At 65.5% G+C, this 17,176-nt stretch carries 16 protein-coding genes; 11 read left to right on the top strand and 5 right to left on the bottom strand.

Features of this window, described 5'->3' with window-relative positions; translation table 11 throughout:
- Positions 1 to 13 precede the first annotated feature (13 nt).
- Positions 14 to 832, bottom strand: a complete 819-nt coding sequence (locus tag ACOIX3_RS12965; RefSeq protein WP_420970201.1) for a putative hydro-lyase — start codon at positions 830 to 832, stop codon at positions 14 to 16.
- Between the two features lie 120 nt (positions 833 to 952).
- Between ACOIX3_RS12965 and ACOIX3_RS12960 the strand changes: the two genes are divergently transcribed.
- The 3 genes from ACOIX3_RS12960 (at position 953) to ACOIX3_RS12950 (ending at position 4,188) form a co-directional block, all read left to right on the top strand.
- Positions 953 to 1,870, top strand: coding sequence for a LysR family transcriptional regulator (locus ACOIX3_RS12960; RefSeq protein WP_176532654.1), 918 nt, complete (start codon positions 953 to 955; stop codon positions 1,868 to 1,870).
- A 123-nt stretch (positions 1,871 to 1,993) separates the two neighbouring features.
- The gene (locus ACOIX3_RS12955) at positions 1,994 to 3,244 is read left to right on the top strand and encodes a Zn-dependent hydrolase (protein ID WP_420970200.1); all 1,251 of its coding nucleotides are present in this window, start codon (positions 1,994 to 1,996) and stop codon (positions 3,242 to 3,244) included.
- 32 nt (positions 3,245 to 3,276) lie between these two features.
- On the top strand, positions 3,277 to 4,188 hold the full coding sequence (locus tag ACOIX3_RS12950) for an NAD(P)-dependent oxidoreductase (RefSeq protein WP_420970199.1): 912 nt from the start codon (positions 3,277 to 3,279) through the stop codon (positions 4,186 to 4,188).
- A 189-nt stretch (positions 4,189 to 4,377) separates the two neighbouring features.
- Here ACOIX3_RS12950 and ACOIX3_RS12945 read toward each other — a convergent pair whose 3' ends face one another.
- Positions 4,378 to 5,454 (bottom strand): tartrate dehydrogenase, encoded by a 1,077-nt coding sequence (locus ACOIX3_RS12945; RefSeq protein ID WP_420970198.1) that lies wholly within the window; start codon positions 5,452 to 5,454, stop codon positions 4,378 to 4,380.
- Positions 5,455 to 5,624: 170 nt separating this feature from the next.
- Between ACOIX3_RS12945 and ACOIX3_RS12940 the strand changes: the two genes are divergently transcribed.
- Positions 5,625 to 6,401: an SDR family oxidoreductase gene (locus ACOIX3_RS12940; RefSeq protein WP_420970197.1), complete on the top strand. Its 777-nt coding sequence runs from the start codon at positions 5,625 to 5,627 to the stop codon at positions 6,399 to 6,401.
- Positions 6,402 to 6,503: 102 nt separating this feature from the next.
- On the opposite strand, the gene ACOIX3_RS12935 is transcribed toward ACOIX3_RS12940, so the two are convergent.
- The gene (locus tag ACOIX3_RS12935; RefSeq protein ID WP_420970196.1) at positions 6,504 to 7,355 is read right to left on the bottom strand and encodes an alpha/beta hydrolase; all 852 of its coding nucleotides are present in this window, start codon (positions 7,353 to 7,355) and stop codon (positions 6,504 to 6,506) included.
- A gap of 88 nt (positions 7,356 to 7,443) precedes the next feature.
- Between ACOIX3_RS12935 and ACOIX3_RS12930 the strand changes: the two genes are divergently transcribed.
- Positions 7,444 to 8,865: an amidase gene (locus ACOIX3_RS12930; RefSeq protein WP_420970195.1), complete on the top strand. Its 1,422-nt coding sequence runs from the start codon at positions 7,444 to 7,446 to the stop codon at positions 8,863 to 8,865.
- A gap of 6 nt (positions 8,866 to 8,871) precedes the next feature.
- On the opposite strand, the gene ACOIX3_RS12925 is transcribed toward ACOIX3_RS12930, so the two are convergent.
- Positions 8,872 to 9,504: a TetR/AcrR family transcriptional regulator gene (locus tag ACOIX3_RS12925; protein ID WP_342723201.1), complete on the bottom strand. Its 633-nt coding sequence runs from the start codon at positions 9,502 to 9,504 to the stop codon at positions 8,872 to 8,874.
- A 177-nt stretch (positions 9,505 to 9,681) separates the two neighbouring features.
- Here ACOIX3_RS12925 and ACOIX3_RS12920 point away from each other — a divergent pair, with 177 nt between their 5' ends.
- The 5 genes from ACOIX3_RS12920 to ACOIX3_RS12900 all read left to right on the top strand — a co-directional run bounded on the left by ACOIX3_RS12920 (position 9,682) and on the right by ACOIX3_RS12900 (position 14,520).
- Positions 9,682 to 9,888 (top strand): ferredoxin, encoded by a 207-nt coding sequence (locus ACOIX3_RS12920; RefSeq protein WP_038387982.1) that lies wholly within the window; start codon positions 9,682 to 9,684, stop codon positions 9,886 to 9,888.
- Between the two features lie 73 nt (positions 9,889 to 9,961).
- Positions 9,962 to 11,188 carry a cytochrome P450 gene (locus ACOIX3_RS12915; RefSeq protein ID WP_212311193.1) on the top strand — a complete coding sequence of 409 codons (1,227 nt, stop codon included), beginning with the start codon at positions 9,962 to 9,964 and terminating at the stop codon, positions 11,186 to 11,188.
- An 84-nt stretch (positions 11,189 to 11,272) separates the two neighbouring features.
- Entirely contained in the window at positions 11,273 to 12,595 is a 1,323-nt protein-coding gene (locus ACOIX3_RS12910) for an MFS transporter (RefSeq protein ID WP_298369758.1), read from the top strand.
- A gap of 13 nt (positions 12,596 to 12,608) precedes the next feature.
- The gene (locus tag ACOIX3_RS12905; RefSeq protein ID WP_420970194.1) at positions 12,609 to 13,271 is read left to right on the top strand and encodes a sulfite oxidase-like oxidoreductase; all 663 of its coding nucleotides are present in this window, start codon (positions 12,609 to 12,611) and stop codon (positions 13,269 to 13,271) included.
- Positions 13,272 to 13,299: 28 nt separating this feature from the next.
- Positions 13,300 to 14,520 (top strand): alpha/beta fold hydrolase, encoded by a 1,221-nt coding sequence (locus tag ACOIX3_RS12900; protein ID WP_420970193.1) that lies wholly within the window; start codon positions 13,300 to 13,302, stop codon positions 14,518 to 14,520.
- Between the two features lie 156 nt (positions 14,521 to 14,676).
- On the opposite strand, the gene ACOIX3_RS12895 is transcribed toward ACOIX3_RS12900, so the two are convergent.
- Positions 14,677 to 16,134, bottom strand: coding sequence for a PLP-dependent aminotransferase family protein (locus ACOIX3_RS12895; RefSeq protein WP_420970192.1), 1,458 nt, complete (start codon positions 16,132 to 16,134; stop codon positions 14,677 to 14,679).
- A gap of 81 nt (positions 16,135 to 16,215) precedes the next feature.
- Here ACOIX3_RS12895 and ACOIX3_RS12890 point away from each other — a divergent pair, with 81 nt between their 5' ends.
- Entirely contained in the window at positions 16,216 to 17,124 is a 909-nt protein-coding gene (locus tag ACOIX3_RS12890; RefSeq protein ID WP_420970191.1) for a DMT family transporter, read from the top strand.
- Positions 17,125 to 17,176: the final 52 nt, after the last annotated feature.

Here is a 17,176-nt window from a genome sequence, read left to right as displayed (position 1 = left end):
ACGAATTGCCTATTCAGAGCACAGCCAGTTGCTTGTTCCTGAGATCGGTCACCAGCATCAGGCCCGGCGAATGCGTGATCGCGAACGGCAGCTTCGCACTTGCGATCACCGATTGCGGCGTCACGCCACAGGCCCAGAACACCGGGATCTCGTCATCGGCCACCGGCACCGCGTCGCCATAGTCGGGCTTGGCGATGTCCTTGATGCCGATCACATGCGGGTGGCCGAGATGGACCGGCGCGCCGTGCACCGACGGGAAGCGCGAGGTGATCTGCACCGCGCGGATCGCATCCGCCGGCTTGAACGGGCGCATCGACACCACCATCGGTCCCGCGAACGGCCCCGACGGCTGGCAGGCGATATTGGTCCGGTACATTGGCACACGCAGGTTGCGTTCGATGTGACGGATCGGCAGCCCGTCCTCCAGCAGCGCCTCCTCGAACGAATAGGAGCAGCCGAGCACGAAGGTGACGAGATCGTCGCGCCAGTATTTGGTGATGTCGGTCGGCTCGTCCGCCACCTCGCCGTCGCGCCAGACCCGGTAGCGCGGCACGTCGGTGCGGATGTCGAGGTCGAGGCCGAGCGCGGGGATTCTGGGGTCGCCAACGTCGGACATGCCGATGATCGGGCACGGTTTTGGATTGAGTTGGCAGAAGCGATGGAAGGCGCCGGCGAGTTTCTCCGGCAGGATCGCGAGGTTGCCCTGGACGAAACCGTTGGCGAGCCCGGCCGTGGTGGCCGAGGCCATGCCGTTGCGGCTGGCGCGCCGCGCTTCGACGCTCGCCAGCACCGGCTCCCCCTGAGATCGCTGCACTGCCGCAAAAACAGTCATGGGATTCTCCTGCCCATAATCTCGACAAGGACAAACCAACACCAAGCATGATATAATGTCTAATCGTCCTTTCTAATCAAAATCGATAAATAGAATTTATCGATCGGGGATATGCTTCCAATGACGGACTTCCGCTCGATCGAAACGTTCCTCTGGGTCGTCAAGCTCGGCAGCTTCCGTGGCGCCGCCCAGCGGCTCAACACCACCCAGCCGGCGATCTCGCAGCGCATCGCCCAGTTGGAACGCGAGATGGGCGTCAAGCTGTTGAACCGGGATCACCGGGTGGCCTCGCCGACGCCGAGCGGACGGCTGATGATGACCTACGCCGAGAAGCTGATCGGTCTGCGCTCGGAGATGATGGCGGAGGTCGGCGACCGTTCGGCGATGCGCGGCGCGCTGCGGCTCGGTGTCGCGGAGACCATCGTGCACACCTGGCTGCCGCGGCTGGTCAAGAGCGTCAACGAGATCTACCCGAACCTGTCGCTGGAGATCGAGGTCGACATCACGCCGAACCTGACCCCGCGGCTGCTGGCGCAGGAGATCGAGCTCGCCTTCGTGCTCGGACCGGTCTCGGCATCCGGCGCGCACAATCATGTGCTGTGCGATTACCCGATCGGCTTCCTGGCGAGCCCTTCGCTCGGCCTCGGCTCCGGCCCGGTGGCGCGGCGGGATCTGGCGCGGTTTCCGATCATCACATTTCCGCGCAAGACCCAGCCCTATGAGACCGTGCGCGCGCTGTTCAACGCCCCCGACCTGCCGCCGATCCGGCTGCACGCCTCGACGTCGCTCGCGACCGTGATCCACATGGCCAATGAAGGCCTTGGCATTGCGGTGATTCCCTCGGCGATCGTCGAGAACGAGCTTGCCGACGGCCGCTTGCAACTGCTCGATACCGACCTCAAGCTGCCGCCCCTCACCTTCACCGCGAGCTGGCTCGCCTCCCCCGATGCGGTCGCCATCGAGCGCGTCGCCCATCTCGCCAGGCAGATCGCGCAGGCGAGCGTGGCGGTTGACGCGATGGAAGCGGCGCGCCATTGAACGAGTGCCGGATAATCAAACGTCATTCCGGGGCGATGCGTCAGCATCGAACCCGGAATCTCGAGATTTCCGGGTCTGGTCCTTCGGACCATCCCGGAATGACAGCTGAAATGGACTGACGACATGAGCCGAGCCGCCACCAACCTGCAGATCGATTCCGCCCGCCTCTGGGGCACCATCCACGAAACCGCGCAGTTCGGTGCAACGCCAAAGGGCGGCGTGCGGCGGCTGACCCTCGGCGCCGAGGACAAGCAGGTGCGCGACTGGTTCCGCAAGGCCTGCGAGAACGCCGGCCTCGAGGTGCAGGTCGACGCGCTCGGCTCGATGTTCGGGTTGCGGAAGGGACGGGACATGTCGAAGCCACCGATCGGCGTCGGTTCGCATCTCGACACCCAGCCGACCGGCGGCAAATATGACGGCATCCTCGGCACGCTGGCCGGGCTGGAGCTGGTACGCACGCTCAACGATGCCGGGATCGAGACCGAGCTGCCGATCTGCATCTGCAACTGGACCAACGAGGAAGGCTCGCGCTTCGCGCCGGCGATGATGGCCTCGGCCGCCTATGTCGGCGATTTCACCACCGACGACATTCTGTCGCGCAAGGACGCCGAGGGCGTCACGGTGGCGCAAGCGCTGGACTCGATCGGCTATCGCGGCGATGCCCCGGTCGGCCGCCAGAAGTTCACCAGCTTCGTCGAGCTGCATATCGAGCAGGGCCCGATCCTGGAAGCCGAAGGCAAGACCATCGGCGTGGTCGATTCCGGCCAGGGCGTGTTGTGGTACGACGGTAAGATCACAGGCTTCGAGAGCCACGCCGGCTCGACCCCGATGCCGCTGCGCCGCGATGCGCTGGCGACGCTGTCGGAGATCGTGCTGGCGATGGAAAGCATCGCCAGGAAGCATGGCCCGAAGGCGGTCGGCACCATCGGCGAGGCGGTGATCGCAGCGCCCTCGCGCAACGTCATCCCCGGCGAGATCGCCTTCACGGTGGATTGCCGCAGCGCCGACGCAGGGATCATGGACGCGCTGGATCGCGATCTCCGTGCTGCCGTCGCCGAGATTGCCGCGCGGCGCAAGGTCGAGGTCCAGCTTGATCTCGTCTGGCGCAAGGCGCCGACGCATTTCGACCCGAAGCTGGTCGACGCGGTGGAGAACGCGGCCCAGCAGCTCGGCTATTCGCACCGCCGCATCACCTCCGGCGCCGGCCACGACGCCTGCAACCTCAACACGGTAATGCCGGCAGCGATGGTGTTCGTGCCCTGCAAGGACGGCATCAGCCATAACGAGCTGGAAGACGCCACGCAGACCGACTGCGCCGCCGGCGCCAACGTCCTGATGCATACGGTGCTGGCGCTCGCCGGCGTCGCATCCTGATCATCACTTCTTCTCATCGGATGGAGGCTTTCGTGCGCGCAGTGTTTGTCGACGCCAATGAATCGCTCGCTGTCATCACGGAGCGATTGGAGAAGTCCGGCGATCCCAAGATGCGGATCAACCGCAACCCGGACATCAAGCCCGAGGATTATCCGACGGTGCTCGACGGCGCCGAGATCGCGGTGGTCGATCACACCGCGTTGCCGACCGACATTGCGAAGACATGCGCCGGCCTGAAGCATGTCGTGTTCCTCGGCACCGGCGCGCGCAGCTACATGAACCCGGAAGAGCTCGCCGAGCTCGGCATCTCGGTGCATCTGATCAAGGGCTATGGCGACACCGCGGTCGCGGAATCCGCGATCGCGCTGATGTGGTCGTCGGCGCGGGTGATCGCACAGATGGACCGCGAGATGCGCGCCGGCAACTGGCTGCGCGAGGACGGCATGCAGCTCACCGGCAAGACGCTCGGCCTGGTCGGCTTCGGCGGCATCGCCGCTGAGGTCGCCCGTATTGCGCTAGGCAGCGGCATGAAGGTGATCGCCTGGAACCGGTCGCCGAAGAGCCATCCGGGCGTCGAATTCACCGAACTCGACACGGTGCTGGCGAACAGCGACGTGGTCTCGCTCCATCTCTTGCTGAACGACGAGACCCGCGGGATGATCACGCGCGAGAAGATCGCCAGGATGAAAAAGGGCGTGGTGCTGATCAACACCGCCCGCGGCGCCATCGTCGACGAGCAGGCGATGATCGACGCGCTCAACTCGGGCCACATCCGCCACGCCGGCCTCGACGTCTACAACATCGAGCCGCTGCCGAAGGATCACCCGCTGACCAGGATCCCGAATGTGACGCTGTCGGCGCACTCCGCCTTCCGCACGCCCGAGGCGAGCGAGAACCTGATCCACGCGGCATGGGAGCATTGCCGACGGATCGTGAAGGGGTAATTTCGCCGTCGTCCCGGCCAAGCCAACGGGTCGGCGCAAAGCGCCGCCCGATGACAGGCTCCGCGCGAGCCGGGACCCATAACCACCGATCAGGGTAGTCACAAGGGCTGCGGCCACAGCACATCGCCGCAACCACTCCCTGTGGTTATGGGTCCCTGCTTTCGCAGGGACGACAGCAGCGAGCGCCGACTACTCCACCATCTCCGCCACGGCCTTGCCACAGGCCGTGGTGTCGGCATTGCCGCCGAGGTCGCGCGTGCGCAGCGTGCGTTCGCCGAGCGTGCGCTCGATCGCGCCGACGATGGCGGCTGCCGCCTGCTTCTCGCCGAGGTGCTCCAGCATCATCGCGCCCGACCAGATCATGCCGATCGGGTTGGCGATGCCCTGCCCCGCGATGTCAGGTGCCGAGCCATGCACCGGCTCGAACACCGAGGGGAAATCGCCTTCCGGGTTGATGTTGCCCGACGGCGCGATGCCGATCGTGCCGGTGCAGGCCGGGCCGAGGTCGGACAGAATATCCCCGAACAGATTGGAGCCGACGACGACGTCGAACCAGTCCGGATGCAGCACGAAGTTCGCGGTGAGGATGTCGATGTGGTACTTGTCCCACTTCACGCCGGGATACTTCTTGGCCATCGCCTCCACGCGCTCGTCCCAATAGGGCATGGTGATGGAGATGCCGTTCGACTTGGTTGCCGAGGTCAGATGCTTCTTCGGCCGCGACTGCGCGAGATCGAACGCGAACTTCAGGATGCGGTCGACGCCAATGCGGGTCATCACGGTCTGCTGCGTGACGAACTCGCGGTCGGTATCCGGGAACATGCGGCCGCCGACCGAGGAGTATTCACCCTCAGTGTTCTCGCGCACCACCCAGAAGTCGATGTCGCCGGGGTTGCGGTTCGCCAACGGCGACGGCACGCCGGGCATCAGCCGCACCGGACGCAAATTGACGTACTGGTCGAACTCGCGCCGGAACTTGATCAGCGAACCCCACAACGAGATGTGGTCAGGTATTTTCGCCGGCCAGCCGACCGCGCCGAAATAGATCGCGTCGTGCTTGCCGATCTGGGCCTTCCAGTCGGCCGGCATCATCTCGCCGTGCTTCTCGTAATAGTCGTAGGAGGCGAAGTCGAAATGGTCGAACTTCACGTCGACGCCGTGCTTCTTCGCCGCCGCCTCGATGACGCGCAGGCCCTCCGGCATCACTTCCTTGCCGATGCCGTCACCGGGAATGACCGCAATCCGATACTGCTTTTTGCTGCTCATCGAGAACACCCTTGTGATTTGCCCGGCCGGCAATGCCGCCTATCCTGATGATCCTGCAATGGACCAAACTTCGCGCCAGCGCAACGCTGCAGTGCAGTGTTGACCGCGGCGCGACCCTGACCCACCAATTTCGCGGACATCCCACTCCTCATACCAAAGCGAGACATCCCATGGATCTGCATCTGCGCGGCAAGCGTGTCCTGATCACCGGCGCCTCCAAGGGCATTGGCGCGGCCGCCGCCGAAGCCTTTGCCGAGGAAGGCGCCCATCTGCTGCTCGCCGCCCGCAACGGCGAGCAATTGAAGGCGCTGGCCGAACGTCTCCGCTCGGCGCATCAGATCGATGCGGCGATCAGCGTCGTCGACCTGCGCAAATCCGAAGATCTGGCGCGACTGGCAAAAGAGGCTGCCGACATCGACATCCTCGTCAACAATGCCGGCGACATCCCGGGCGGCTCGATCGACAAGATCGACGAGGCAACCTGGCGGCACGCCTGGGAGCTCAAGGTGTTCGGCTATGTCAATTTGACGCGCGCGATCTATGCCCAGATGAAGGCGCGCGGCGGCGGTGTGATCGTCAACGACATCGGCGCGGCCGGCGAGAAGTTCGACGCCAATTACATCTGCGGCAGCGCCGGCAATGCGGCGCTGATGTCGTTCACCCGCGCGCTCGGCGGCAAGAGCCTCGCCGACAACATCCGCGTCGTCGGCATCAACCCCGGCCCGGTCGGTACCGACCGCCACGTCACGCTGCTCAAGACCCGCGCCAAGAACCAGTTCGGCGACGAGAGCCGCTACAAGGAATTCCAGAAGGGCCTGCCGCTCGGCCGCCCCGCGCATGCGCGCGAGATCGGCGACCTGATGGCGTTCCTGGCCTCCGATCGCGCAGGCTATACGTCGGGCGTGATCTACACGGTGGATGGCGGACTGACGTCGGGGTGGGGTTAGGTACGCTCTCTCCCCGTCATTGCGAGCGAAGCGAAGCAATCCATGTATCGGCATAGGCGGAGCGATGGATTGCTTCGTCGCTTCGCTCCTCGCAACGACGGCCTAGTCGGCCGTCCGCTCGAACAACTGCCGGATCAGCGTGGTGATGCGGCCCTGCGGCGCAAGCATCTCGTGCATGATCGAGAAATGATCGGCGCCCGCGATCTCCTCATAGGTCACCGGCAAGCCGTAGCGGGCGCGATGGCCGGCGAAATCGGCGGTCTGCTTGCGCAGCAGCGGTAGTTCGGCGCTGCCGACCACCAGCGACAGCGGCTTTGCCGTGCCGCCTTGCTGCATCATGGGTGAATTGCGCCGTGAGGCGGCTTCGTCGAGCCTCAGCTTCTCGTTGAGATAGGAATGCCTGATCGGCTCGAGGTCATAGATCCCCGAGATCGCCATGCCGGCCCGGACATGGGCGTTCGACAACGCCATCGATGTCAGATGGCCGCCGGCCGACCAGCCCGACACGACGATGCCTTCGGCGGCGGCGCCGAGCGCGGGCAACTGCCCGGCAAGAAAATCGATGCCTGCTTGAATTTCAACGACGATGTCGTCGAGCGTCGCATCCGGCGCCAGCGTGTACCCGATCAGCGCCACATTGATGCCGTGCGCCATCGGCCCCTCGGCAAAGAGCGTGAACACCTCCTTGGCGCGGGTCTGCCAATAGCCGCCGTGGATGAACAGCAAGGTCGGCGCGCCGTCGCGGGCTTTGAGGAAATCGATCCGGTTGCGCTCACGCGGGCCGTACCGGAGGTCGAGATGGTGGGGATGTTTCTGCCGCATCGCCGCGGAGCGCTGCTCCCAGCCGGCGGCGATCTCGGCGCTGCCCTTGACGGCAACGCCATTGTTCAAGCCGAGGTCCCGCTCCTGCTGGGTTATCGCGCGCCAGTCCAGCGCGGAAAACAACGCTGCCATCCCTGCCCCTTCGGTTCTCGTCGCATTGCCACGACGGCAGGAAATGTTCTACAGCACAAGCAAACAGAAGACATAGGAGCAACGGCGCATGGCTGATCAGGGCTTGGTGAAGGAAACGGCGTGTGCCGTCGTCGAGAAACTGAAAGCCGGCGACGTCACGCCGCTCGACCTGCTCGATGTGCTGGAAAAGCGCATCGCCGAGGTCGACGGCAAGGTCAACGCGCTGCCGACGCTCTGCTTCGACCGCGCCCGCAGCCATGCCAAGGCCCTGATGCAGAAGCCGGCCAGCGAGCGCGGCCTGCTCGCGGGCCTTCCCGTCCCGATCAAGGACCTCACTGCCGTCTCCGGCGTGCTCACCACGCAGGGCTCGCCGATCTTCAAGGACAATGTCCCGGCGAAGTCGGACATCCTGGTCGAGCGCCTCGAGCAGAACGGCGGCGTGATCTACGCCAAGTCGAACACGCCGGAATTCGGCGCCGGCGCCAACACCTTCAACGAGGTGTTCGGTCCGACACGCAATCCCTGGGACACATCGCGCTCAGCCGCCGGCTCCTCCGGCGGCGCCGCGGCGGCTCTCGCCAGCGGCACCGCGTGGCTCGCCCACGGCTCCGACATGGGCGGTAGCTTGCGCAACCCGGCGAGCTTCTGCGGCGTCGTAGGCCTCCGGCCGTCGATCGGCCGCGTCGCGCAGACGCCGAAATTCGGTGTCGACCGCACGCTAGGCCAACAGGGACCGATGGCGCGCAATGTCGAGGACCTCGCGCTGCTGCTCGACGCAATGAGCGGCGAGCATGCCGCCGATCCGCTATCGCTGCCGGTGCTGCCGACCTCGTTCCTGTCTGCGGCGCGTTCCGGCAGCAAGCCGAAGCGCATCGCCTATTCGCCCGATCTCGGCATCACGCCTGTCGATCCCGAGGTCAAGGCGGTGACCCGCAAGGCCGCGGAGCGGTTCGCTGAAGCCGGCGCGATCGTCGAGGAGGCGCATCCCGACTTCCGCGAGGCCCATGAATGCTTCCACGTGCTGCGCGCATTCGATTTCGCGATCAGCAAGGCCGAACTGCTGCGCACCAAGCGCGACCTGCTCAAGCCCGAGGTGATCTGGAACATCGAGGAAGGGCTGAAGCTCACCGTCGAAAAGCTCGAGCGCGCCGAGGCGCAGCGTGTCGCGATCACCGCGCGTGCGCTCGAATTCTTCGAGAGATACGATTTGCTGCTGGCGCCCGCGACCATCGTGCCGCCGTTCCCGGTCGAGAACCGCTATGTCGCCGAATGCGACGGCAAGAAGTTCGACAACTACGTCGAATGGCTTGGCATCGTCTATGCGATCACGCTGGCCTGCTGCCCGGCGCTGTCGCTGCCCTGCGGCTTCACCGCATCGGGCCTGCCGGTCGGCCTGCAGATGGTGGCCAAGCCCCGCGCCGAGGCGCAGCTTCTGGCCGGCGCGAAAGTGCTGGAGGATATTCTGGGCGTGCGCGGCACCACCCCGATCGATCCGCGGCCTCCGAGGTAAGGCGTTCTACGCCTTTTCCTCCGTCGCATGCAGCGCGACGGAGAGTGCGAGCTTGGTCTGCTCGACGATCTCGTCCATCAGTTCCTCGCGGCTGATCTGGCCGACCTCGCCGGTGAGCAGGCCCTGCTCGGCAAGCATCACGATGCCGTGCAGCCCGGCCCAGATCTTCAGTGCCTGACGTTCGCGCAACAGCCCGACGGCCGGCGCCTCGAACGACTCGATCAACAGCGCCAGCGTTTCCATCGCCGCGACGTGCAGCTCGCTGCCGACAGGCGCGCAGGCCATGGTTCTGGACGCGAACATCAGCCGGTAGATGCCGTGGCGCTCGAGCCCGAAGGCCAGCGCAGCTTGGGCAAAGCGCGACAGTTTCGAGCCCTTGCCGGGCTGCTCGATCGCCTCCCGCATGATCACGTTGAACTGCCGGAATGCTTCCGCGGTCACCGCCTCCAGCAACGCCTCGCGGTCGGCGAAATGCCGGTACGGCGCCGGCTGGGAGACGCCGAGCTGCCTGGCCAGCGCCTTGATGCTGATTGCTTCCGGGCCACCGAGCTCGACCTCGCGTAACGCCGCCTGAATCAGGGCTTCGCGGAGGTCGCCATGGTGGTAGGTTTTCAACGGCTTACGAACGATTTGTCCCATTGCGGCAATGATCGCTGAATTTTCGCTTGACGCGCAAGCACGACGATAATGTAATATGCTATAACTTGGCGATCCGGTTAAGAGGCCGGCCGCCCAAGCAAGCTGGAACTTGCATAAACTAAAATAAGGAACCCGGCGCGCCCTACCTGTGCGCCAGAGCCGAGGGAGAGTGCTTGCATGTCCAAGCTCAAAATCCGCGTCGACCAGGACAAGTGCCAGGGTCACGCCCGCTGCAAATCGCTCGCCCCCGAACTGTTCGAGCTCGACGAATACGGCAACGCCCATGAAGTCGGCGACGGGACCGTCCCGGCCGGGCTCGAGGACAAGGCCTGGCTCGCGCAAACCAACTGCCCGGAAATCGCGATCGAAGTCACCGAGGAATAGCGGCCAGCGGGGATGGCCGCGTGCCTCCCGTTGAGCCGACCAGCGTTTGATCGAACGAGAAGGAAACGAGCTGATGTCCGATTCCCCGTCCGCAACCTATCTGCCCGAACATCCCCCGGTCACCGACTGGGTCCATGATTTCGACCATACCGATCCGGTCTGGACCGACGACCCGTTCCCGATCTGGGAGACGCTGCGCACCGCCTCGCCGGTCGTGCATACCGAGCGCTTCCTCGGCTGCTACATGCCGACCACCTATCAGGCGGTGAAGGAGATCGCCTACGACACCGAGCACTTCTCCTCGCGGCGCGTCATCGTGCGCGACGTCCGCCCCGAGATCACGGCCCGTGCGCCGCCGATCACCTCCGATCCGCCGGAGCACAAGCCCGCCAAGCAGGTGTTGCTGCCGCCCTTCACGCCGGACGCGATGAAGCGGCTGGAGCCGCGGGTACGCGCGATCTGCAACGAGCTGATCGACGAATTCATCGCCGACGGCCATTGCGACGCCGCGGCGCGCTACACCAAGCACATCCCGGTGCGCGCCATCGCGCACATGCTGGGAATTCCCGAGAAGGACGGCGACCTCTTCATCAAGTGGATCCACCAGATCCTCGAGCTCGGCATCAAGGACGAGAACGAGATGATGAGCGGCGTGCGCGAGATGACCGGCTACTTCATGGCCCATCTCGAGCAGCGCAAGCTTGAGCCGGGCGACGACCTGATCTCGCAACTGCTGCGGGCCAAGGGCCCCGGCGGCCAGCCGCTGACCGACGAGCACGTGCTCGGCTCGCTGCGGCTGCTCCTGATCGCCGGCATCGACACCACCTGGAGCGCGCTCGGCTCCTCGCTCTGGCACCTCGCCAAGACGCCCGCCGATCGCGAGCGCCTGGTCGCGGAGCCGGCGCTGATCCCGACCGCGATCGAGGAATTCCTGCGCGCCTATTCGCCGGTGACGATGGCGCGCGAGGTGATGAAGGAAACCACCATCTCCGGCTGCCCGGTCAAGGCCGGCAACATGGTGCTGCTGTCGTTCCCCGCGGCCAACCGCGACCCCGCCATGTTCCCCGACGCGGACAAGGTCGTGATCGACCGCAAGGAGAACCGCCACGCCGCCTTCGGCCTCGGCATCCACCGCTGCGTCGGTTCCAACCTGGCGCGGATGGAGATGCAGGTGGCGATCGAGGAATGGCTGAAGCGGATTCCGGATTTCCGCCTCGACCCGGCCGGCAAGGTCACCTGGTCGGAAGGCACGGTGCGCGGCCCGCGTCAACTGCCCGTTCTGTTCGGCAAGAACGCCTGAGGAACAGGACAGCAGTTACATCGCACCACGCAAATGAGATAGGTTGCCCCGGAATCGCGCCAAAGAATCCGGGGAGGCCTGCCAATGTCCGAACAAACCGCTCAATCCGCGAGCGACCATCTCGACATCCATGACGTCGAGCGGCGGGTCAAGGCGATCTTCATCGGCTCGGTCGGCAATCTCGTCGAGTGGTACGATTTCTACGCCTACACTGCGTTCGCACTGTATTTCGCGCCGGCGTTCTTCCCGCACAGCGATCCGGTGGTGCAGCAGCTCAATGCGGCCGTGCTGTTTGCCGCGACCTTCCTGATGCGCCCGCTCGGCGGCTGGCTGTTCGGCTACATCGCCGACCGCTATGGCCGGCGGCTGTCGCTGACACTGTCCGTCGTCTGCATGTGCTTCGGCTCGCTGATCATCGCGGTGACGCCGACCTATGCCACGATCGGCATAGCCGCACCGGCGATCCTGGCGCTCGCCCGCATCATCGAGGGCCTCAGCCTCGGCGGCGAGTATGGCGCCAGCGCCACCTATCTCAGCGAGGTCGCCGACGCCAAGCATCGCGGCTTCTATTCGAGCTTCCAGTACGTCACGCTGATCGGCGGCCAGCTCACCGCGATCATCGTGCTGCTGTTGCTGCAAAAGGTGTTCCTGACGCCGGACGAGCTGAAGGCCTGGGGCTGGCGGATTCCGTTCGTGATCGGCGCCATGCTCGCGATCTTCGCGGCGGTGATGCGGCGCGGCCTGCACGAGACCGAGGCGTTCGAGGAGGCCAAGAAGGTCTCCAAGCCGACCGGCTCGATCGTCGGCCTGTTGAACTATCCGCGCGAATTGCTGCTGGTGGTCGGCCTCACCGCCGGCGGCACAGCGGCGTTCTACACCTTCACCACCTATATGCAGACCTTCGTGAAACTGTCGGTCGGCCTCACCGAGGACCAGACCACCTTCGTGATCTTCGGCTCGCTGATCTTCGCGACCTTCCTACAGCCGATCTACGGCGCGCTGTCGGACCGGATCGGCCGCAAGCCGCTGCTGATCTTCTTCGGCGTCGTCGGCACGCTGGCAACGATCCCGATCCTGACCGCGCTGAAGGAGACCAAGTCGCCCTTCATCGCCTTCCTCCTGATCTGCGGCGCCTGGATCTTCGTCGCCGGCTACACCTCGATCAATGCGATCGTGAAGGCCGAGCTGTTCCCGACCAATGTCCGTGCACTCGGCGTCGGCCTGCCCTACGCCATCACGGTGTCGATCTTCGGCGGCACTGCGCCTGCGGTCGCGCTCTACTTCAAGAGCATCGGGCATGAGGACTGGTTCTACTATTATCTCAGCGGCATGATCTTCCTGTCGCTCTTGATCTACTCGACCATGCGCGACACCAAGCACGACTCCGCGATGCATCGCCACGAATGATGGCGCAACACCGATGACCGACGACACCGAGCCACCCGAGAGCAAGCTGACGCGCAGCAAGCAGCGCTGGGCGCGCGAGGGCAAATTCCTCACCGGCAAGATCACCCGGCCGGAGGAGCAGCGCCTGCCGCCGGGACAGCATCTGACCGCGGACTGGCCCGTGCTCGATCTCGGGCTGATGCCGAACGTGACGCGGGAGCGCTGGCGGCTCGACGTCTACGGCGCGGTCGAGCAGACGATCTACTGGAACTGGCCGCAATTCGCGGCGCAGCCGCAGACCCGGTTCGTCTCCGACATCCACTGCGTCACCACCTGGTCGCGCTACGACAATCAGTGGGAGGGGCTTTCGACCCGCGACCTGCTCGCCTCCTGCCGGCCGCGCGAGGACGCGCGCTTCGTCGCGCTGCATTCGTATGACGGTTATACGACGAACCTGTCGCTCGAGGATTTCGCCGCCGAGGACGCGCTGCTCGCCCATAGCTGGTCGGGCAAGCCGCTGGAGCAGGAGCATGGCGGCCCGGTGCGGCTGGTGGTGCCGCATCTGTATTTCTGGAAGAGCGCGAAGTGGCTGCAGCGCATCGAATTCCTGACAGAAGATGCGCCGGGCTTTTGGGAGGTGCGCGGCTATCACAATCGCGGTGATCCCTGGGCCGAACAGCGCTATTCTGGCGACTGACGGATCAACACAATGATGGAGCCTGCCCGTGCCGCATGAACGCTTTCAATTCACCGGTGTGGGCGGCCATCAGCTTGCCGCCGCGCTTGATACGCCTGATGGCCCGATCAAGGCCTATGCGCTGTTCGCGCACTGCTTCACCTGCGGCAAGGACGTGCTGGCGGCCAAGCGCATCGCGGTTGCCCTCGCCGCCAAGGGCATCGCCACGCTGCGGTTCGACTTCACCGGCCTCGGCTCCAGCGAGGGCGATTTCGCCAACTCGACATTCACATCGAACGTCGCCGATCTGGTCCGCGCCGCCGACCATCTGCGCGAGACGCGCAAGGCGCCCGCGATCCTGATCGGCCACAGCCTCGGCGGCGCCGCGATCCTCGCGGCCGCAGGCCGGATACCGGAAGCGAAGGCAGTGGCGACCATCGCCGCGCCGTCCGATCCCGTCCATGTCACGCATTTTTTCAAGGACCGGATCGAGGACATCCGCGCGCATGGTGAAGGCGAAGTGTCGCTCGCCGGCCGCCCCTTCCGCATCAAGCGCGAATTCCTCGACGACGTCGCCGAGCAGAACCTGATGGCGCAGGTGACCAAGCTGCACAAGGCGCTGCTGGTCATGCACTCGCCGACCGACGACACCGTCGGCATCGACAACGCCACCAATATCTTCATCGCGGCCAAGCACCCGAAGAGCTTCGTCTCGCTTGCCGGCGCGGACCATCTTCTGAGCGGCAAGCAGGATGCCGCCTATGTCGCCGACGTGATCGGCGCCTGGGCCGAACGCTACGTCGATCTTGCACCGCAGCCTGTGGCCGACAGCGGCAGCGCGCCGCGCAACGTGGTGGTGCAGGAAACCCGCGCCAGCAAGTTCCAGCAGATCGTCACCACCGGTCCGCACCGGTTGATCGCCGACGAACCGGTCGCCGTCGGCGGTGATGACACCGGCCCCGGGCCGTACGATTTCCTGCTCACGGGTCTCGGCGCCTGCACCTCGATGACGATGCGGATGTATGCCGACCGCAAGTCGCTGCCGGTCGATCGCATCACCGTAACGCTCCAGCACAACAAGATCTATGCGAAGGATTGCGAGGAGTGCGAGACGCACGAGGGCATGCTCGACCAGATCGACCGCGTCATCAGGATCGAGGGCGACCTCGACGCCGACCAGCGCAAGCGGCTGATGGAGATCGCCGACAAGTGCCCGGTGCACAAGACACTGACGTCGGAGGTGCGGATCGTGACCAGGGCGGCGGAGTAAGCCTGCGACGCGGGCCGTCGCAGAGGCACGCTGAAAATATCGAAAACAACCCCATGCACAGTAGCCGGCGGCCACAGGCCTGCGATACGGCAACTTGACACGTCGGGCAACTCAGGGATATATTTCCATTATTCCGAAATCGTGCGAGCGCCCCTCTTACCCACGCGCCGCGCGCTTCCCCGTCAGACAATTCGCCATGATCCGGACCGCGGCGCCGATCTCGTTTTCGCGCCAGGCGGCGAAGCCGAGCAACAGGCCGTGGTCGTGCGGCCGCTCCAGCGCAAGGCTCGACAGCGCGCGCACCTCGACACCGGCTGCGACCAGCCGCGTCACGGCGCCCTGGTCCGCGGCACCATCCCTGAAACGCGCGATCAACTGCATGCCGCCCGGCGGGACTTCGGCCGTGAGCACCGGCTCGAGCTGCCGTGCCAACGCCGCCGCGAGGTGATCGCGGCGCGCGCGATAGATCCGCCGCATCCGCCGGATATGCGCCAGGAAATGCCCGTCGGCCATGAAGCCGGCCAGCGCCTCCTGGACGTGCACGGAGGCGATCAGCCCGAGATGGCGCTGCGCGATCTCCATCGTCCGCGCCAGTTGCGGCGGCACCACCAGATAGCCGATGCGGATATCGGCGGTCATCGCCTTGGCGAAGGTGCCGAGATAGAGCACGCGTCCCTCGCGATCGAGCCCTTGAAGCGCCGGCATCGGCCGGCTGTCATAGTGAAACTCGCCGTCGTAATCGTCCTCGACGATCCAGGTCTTGCCGGGCTCGGCGGCTGCCAGCAGCTCGGTGCGGCGCGCAACCGGCATCACCCGCCCGGTCGGATGCTGATGCGAGGGCGTCGTGAAGATGAGCTTCGGCGCGCGCGTCTCGCGCGTCCGCATCATGCCCCATTGATCGAGCCTGACACCGACGACGTCGGCGCCGGCCGCGCGAAACGCCGCCGCGGCGCCGGGGTAGCCGGGATCCTCGGTCCACACCGCATCACCGGCAACGACGATAGTGGCGGCGATCAGCGTCAGCGCCGCCTGCGCCGTCGGCAGGATCAGGATTTGATCGGCCTCGGCGCGCACGCCGCGGCTGATCTCGAGATAATCGCGCAAGGCTTCGCGCAGGCTCGGCCGGTTGACCACGGTCTGGTCGTTGAAGCGGCGGCGCAATGCGCTGCGGCGCAGGCAGCGCGCCCATATCTCGTGCGGAAATTCGCGCGCATCCGCAAGCCCCGGACGCAGCGGCCGGAAGTCGGCCTGGTAGGACAGCGGCCAATCCGTGTCCGAGAGCTGCAAGGCCCAGGGCGACAGCAGCGGTTTGCGGGCGGCGTCGCGGCGCGGGGCCGGCACCGCCCTGGCGAAGCGCGCCTCGATATCGTCTGACACCACCGGCCGCCGCCGCGCGGCGACGCGCAGATACCCCTCGGCCGCGAGCTGCTCATAGGCATGAGTTACGGTATTGCGCGAAACATCGAGCTCGGCCGCAAGCATGCGGCTCGACGGCAGCACGGCCCCGCTCCTGATCCGGCCGCTCGCCATCAGCCCGCGCAGCTGCTGCGTCAGCTGCGCGGTCAGTCCGGCATCATCGGCACGCTTCAGCGCGAGCAATTCGGCAAGGATCAATCTGGCTCCTTTTATCTGTCAAATCTGGCTCTTTCGATAGAGCCAGCGTGATCCTATTCACAAGCGGTATCGCCTGCAAGGATGCCGCCCGTGAACCCGTCGCTCTCCCCTGCCAAAGCCGTCGTTTTGTTCATCGTCGTGGTGCTGGCCTGGGGCACCAACTGGTCGGTGACGAAATCGCTGGTCGAGGCGGTGCCGCCGCTGTGGACCGCATCGATCCGCAGCTGGGTCGCCCTGATCGCCTTGCTGGTGATCCTGCGCGCCAGCGGCAATTTGATCATCCCGCGGATCGCCGATATCCCTGTCGTGCTCAGCGTCGCGCTCTTGCACATGACGTTCTTCTCAACCCTGGTCGCCGCCGGCCTGCGCTATCTGCCGGCCAGCAAGGGCGTCGTGCTCGGCTACACCACGCCGCTGTGGGTCGCGCTGGCCGCGGGCGCGGCGCGCACCGAACGGCTCGGCGCGCTCAAGCTCGTCGGGGTCGCATTGGGACTCGCCGGGCTCTGCGTGATCCTCAACCCGGCATCGCTGGACTGGAGCAATCTGCATGTCATCGCCGGCGCCGGCATGATCATCCTCGCCGCGATCTGCTGGGCCGCGAACATCATCTACATCCGCTCGCACCGCTGGATCGCGACGCCGCTGCAGCTCCTGCTGTGGCAGGTGCTGGTCGCGACCTTGGTGCTGACCACGACGGCGCTGATCACCGAGGGCGTGCCGACGGTGACATGGTCGCCGCACCTCGTGCTGCTGTTCCTCTATTCCGGCTTCATCGGCACCGCGCTGGCCTATTGGGCGATGTCTGTTGTCAACAAGAGCCTGCCGGCGCTCACGACCTCGCTCGGCACGACGGGGACGCCGATCGTCGGCATCGTGACTGCTGCATTACTGCTCGGTGAGCCGATCGATCTGTCGCTGGCGATCGCCGCGGCGCTGATCGTCGGCGGCATCGCGCTGAGCTCGCTCGCGGATGCGCCGGCGCGCGCCTAGTTAGGGCCTGTACTCATGGATTCGCCACGTCCGCTTCGGTCTCGGAAGCTGA

Source organism: Bradyrhizobium sp. B120 (assembly GCF_049075665.1).
In the GTDB taxonomy this organism is placed as follows: domain Bacteria; phylum Pseudomonadota; class Alphaproteobacteria; order Rhizobiales; family Xanthobacteraceae; genus Bradyrhizobium.
The sequence above is the reverse complement of the archived record's forward strand: the minus strand, read 5'-3'. Positions and strand labels throughout refer to the sequence as shown.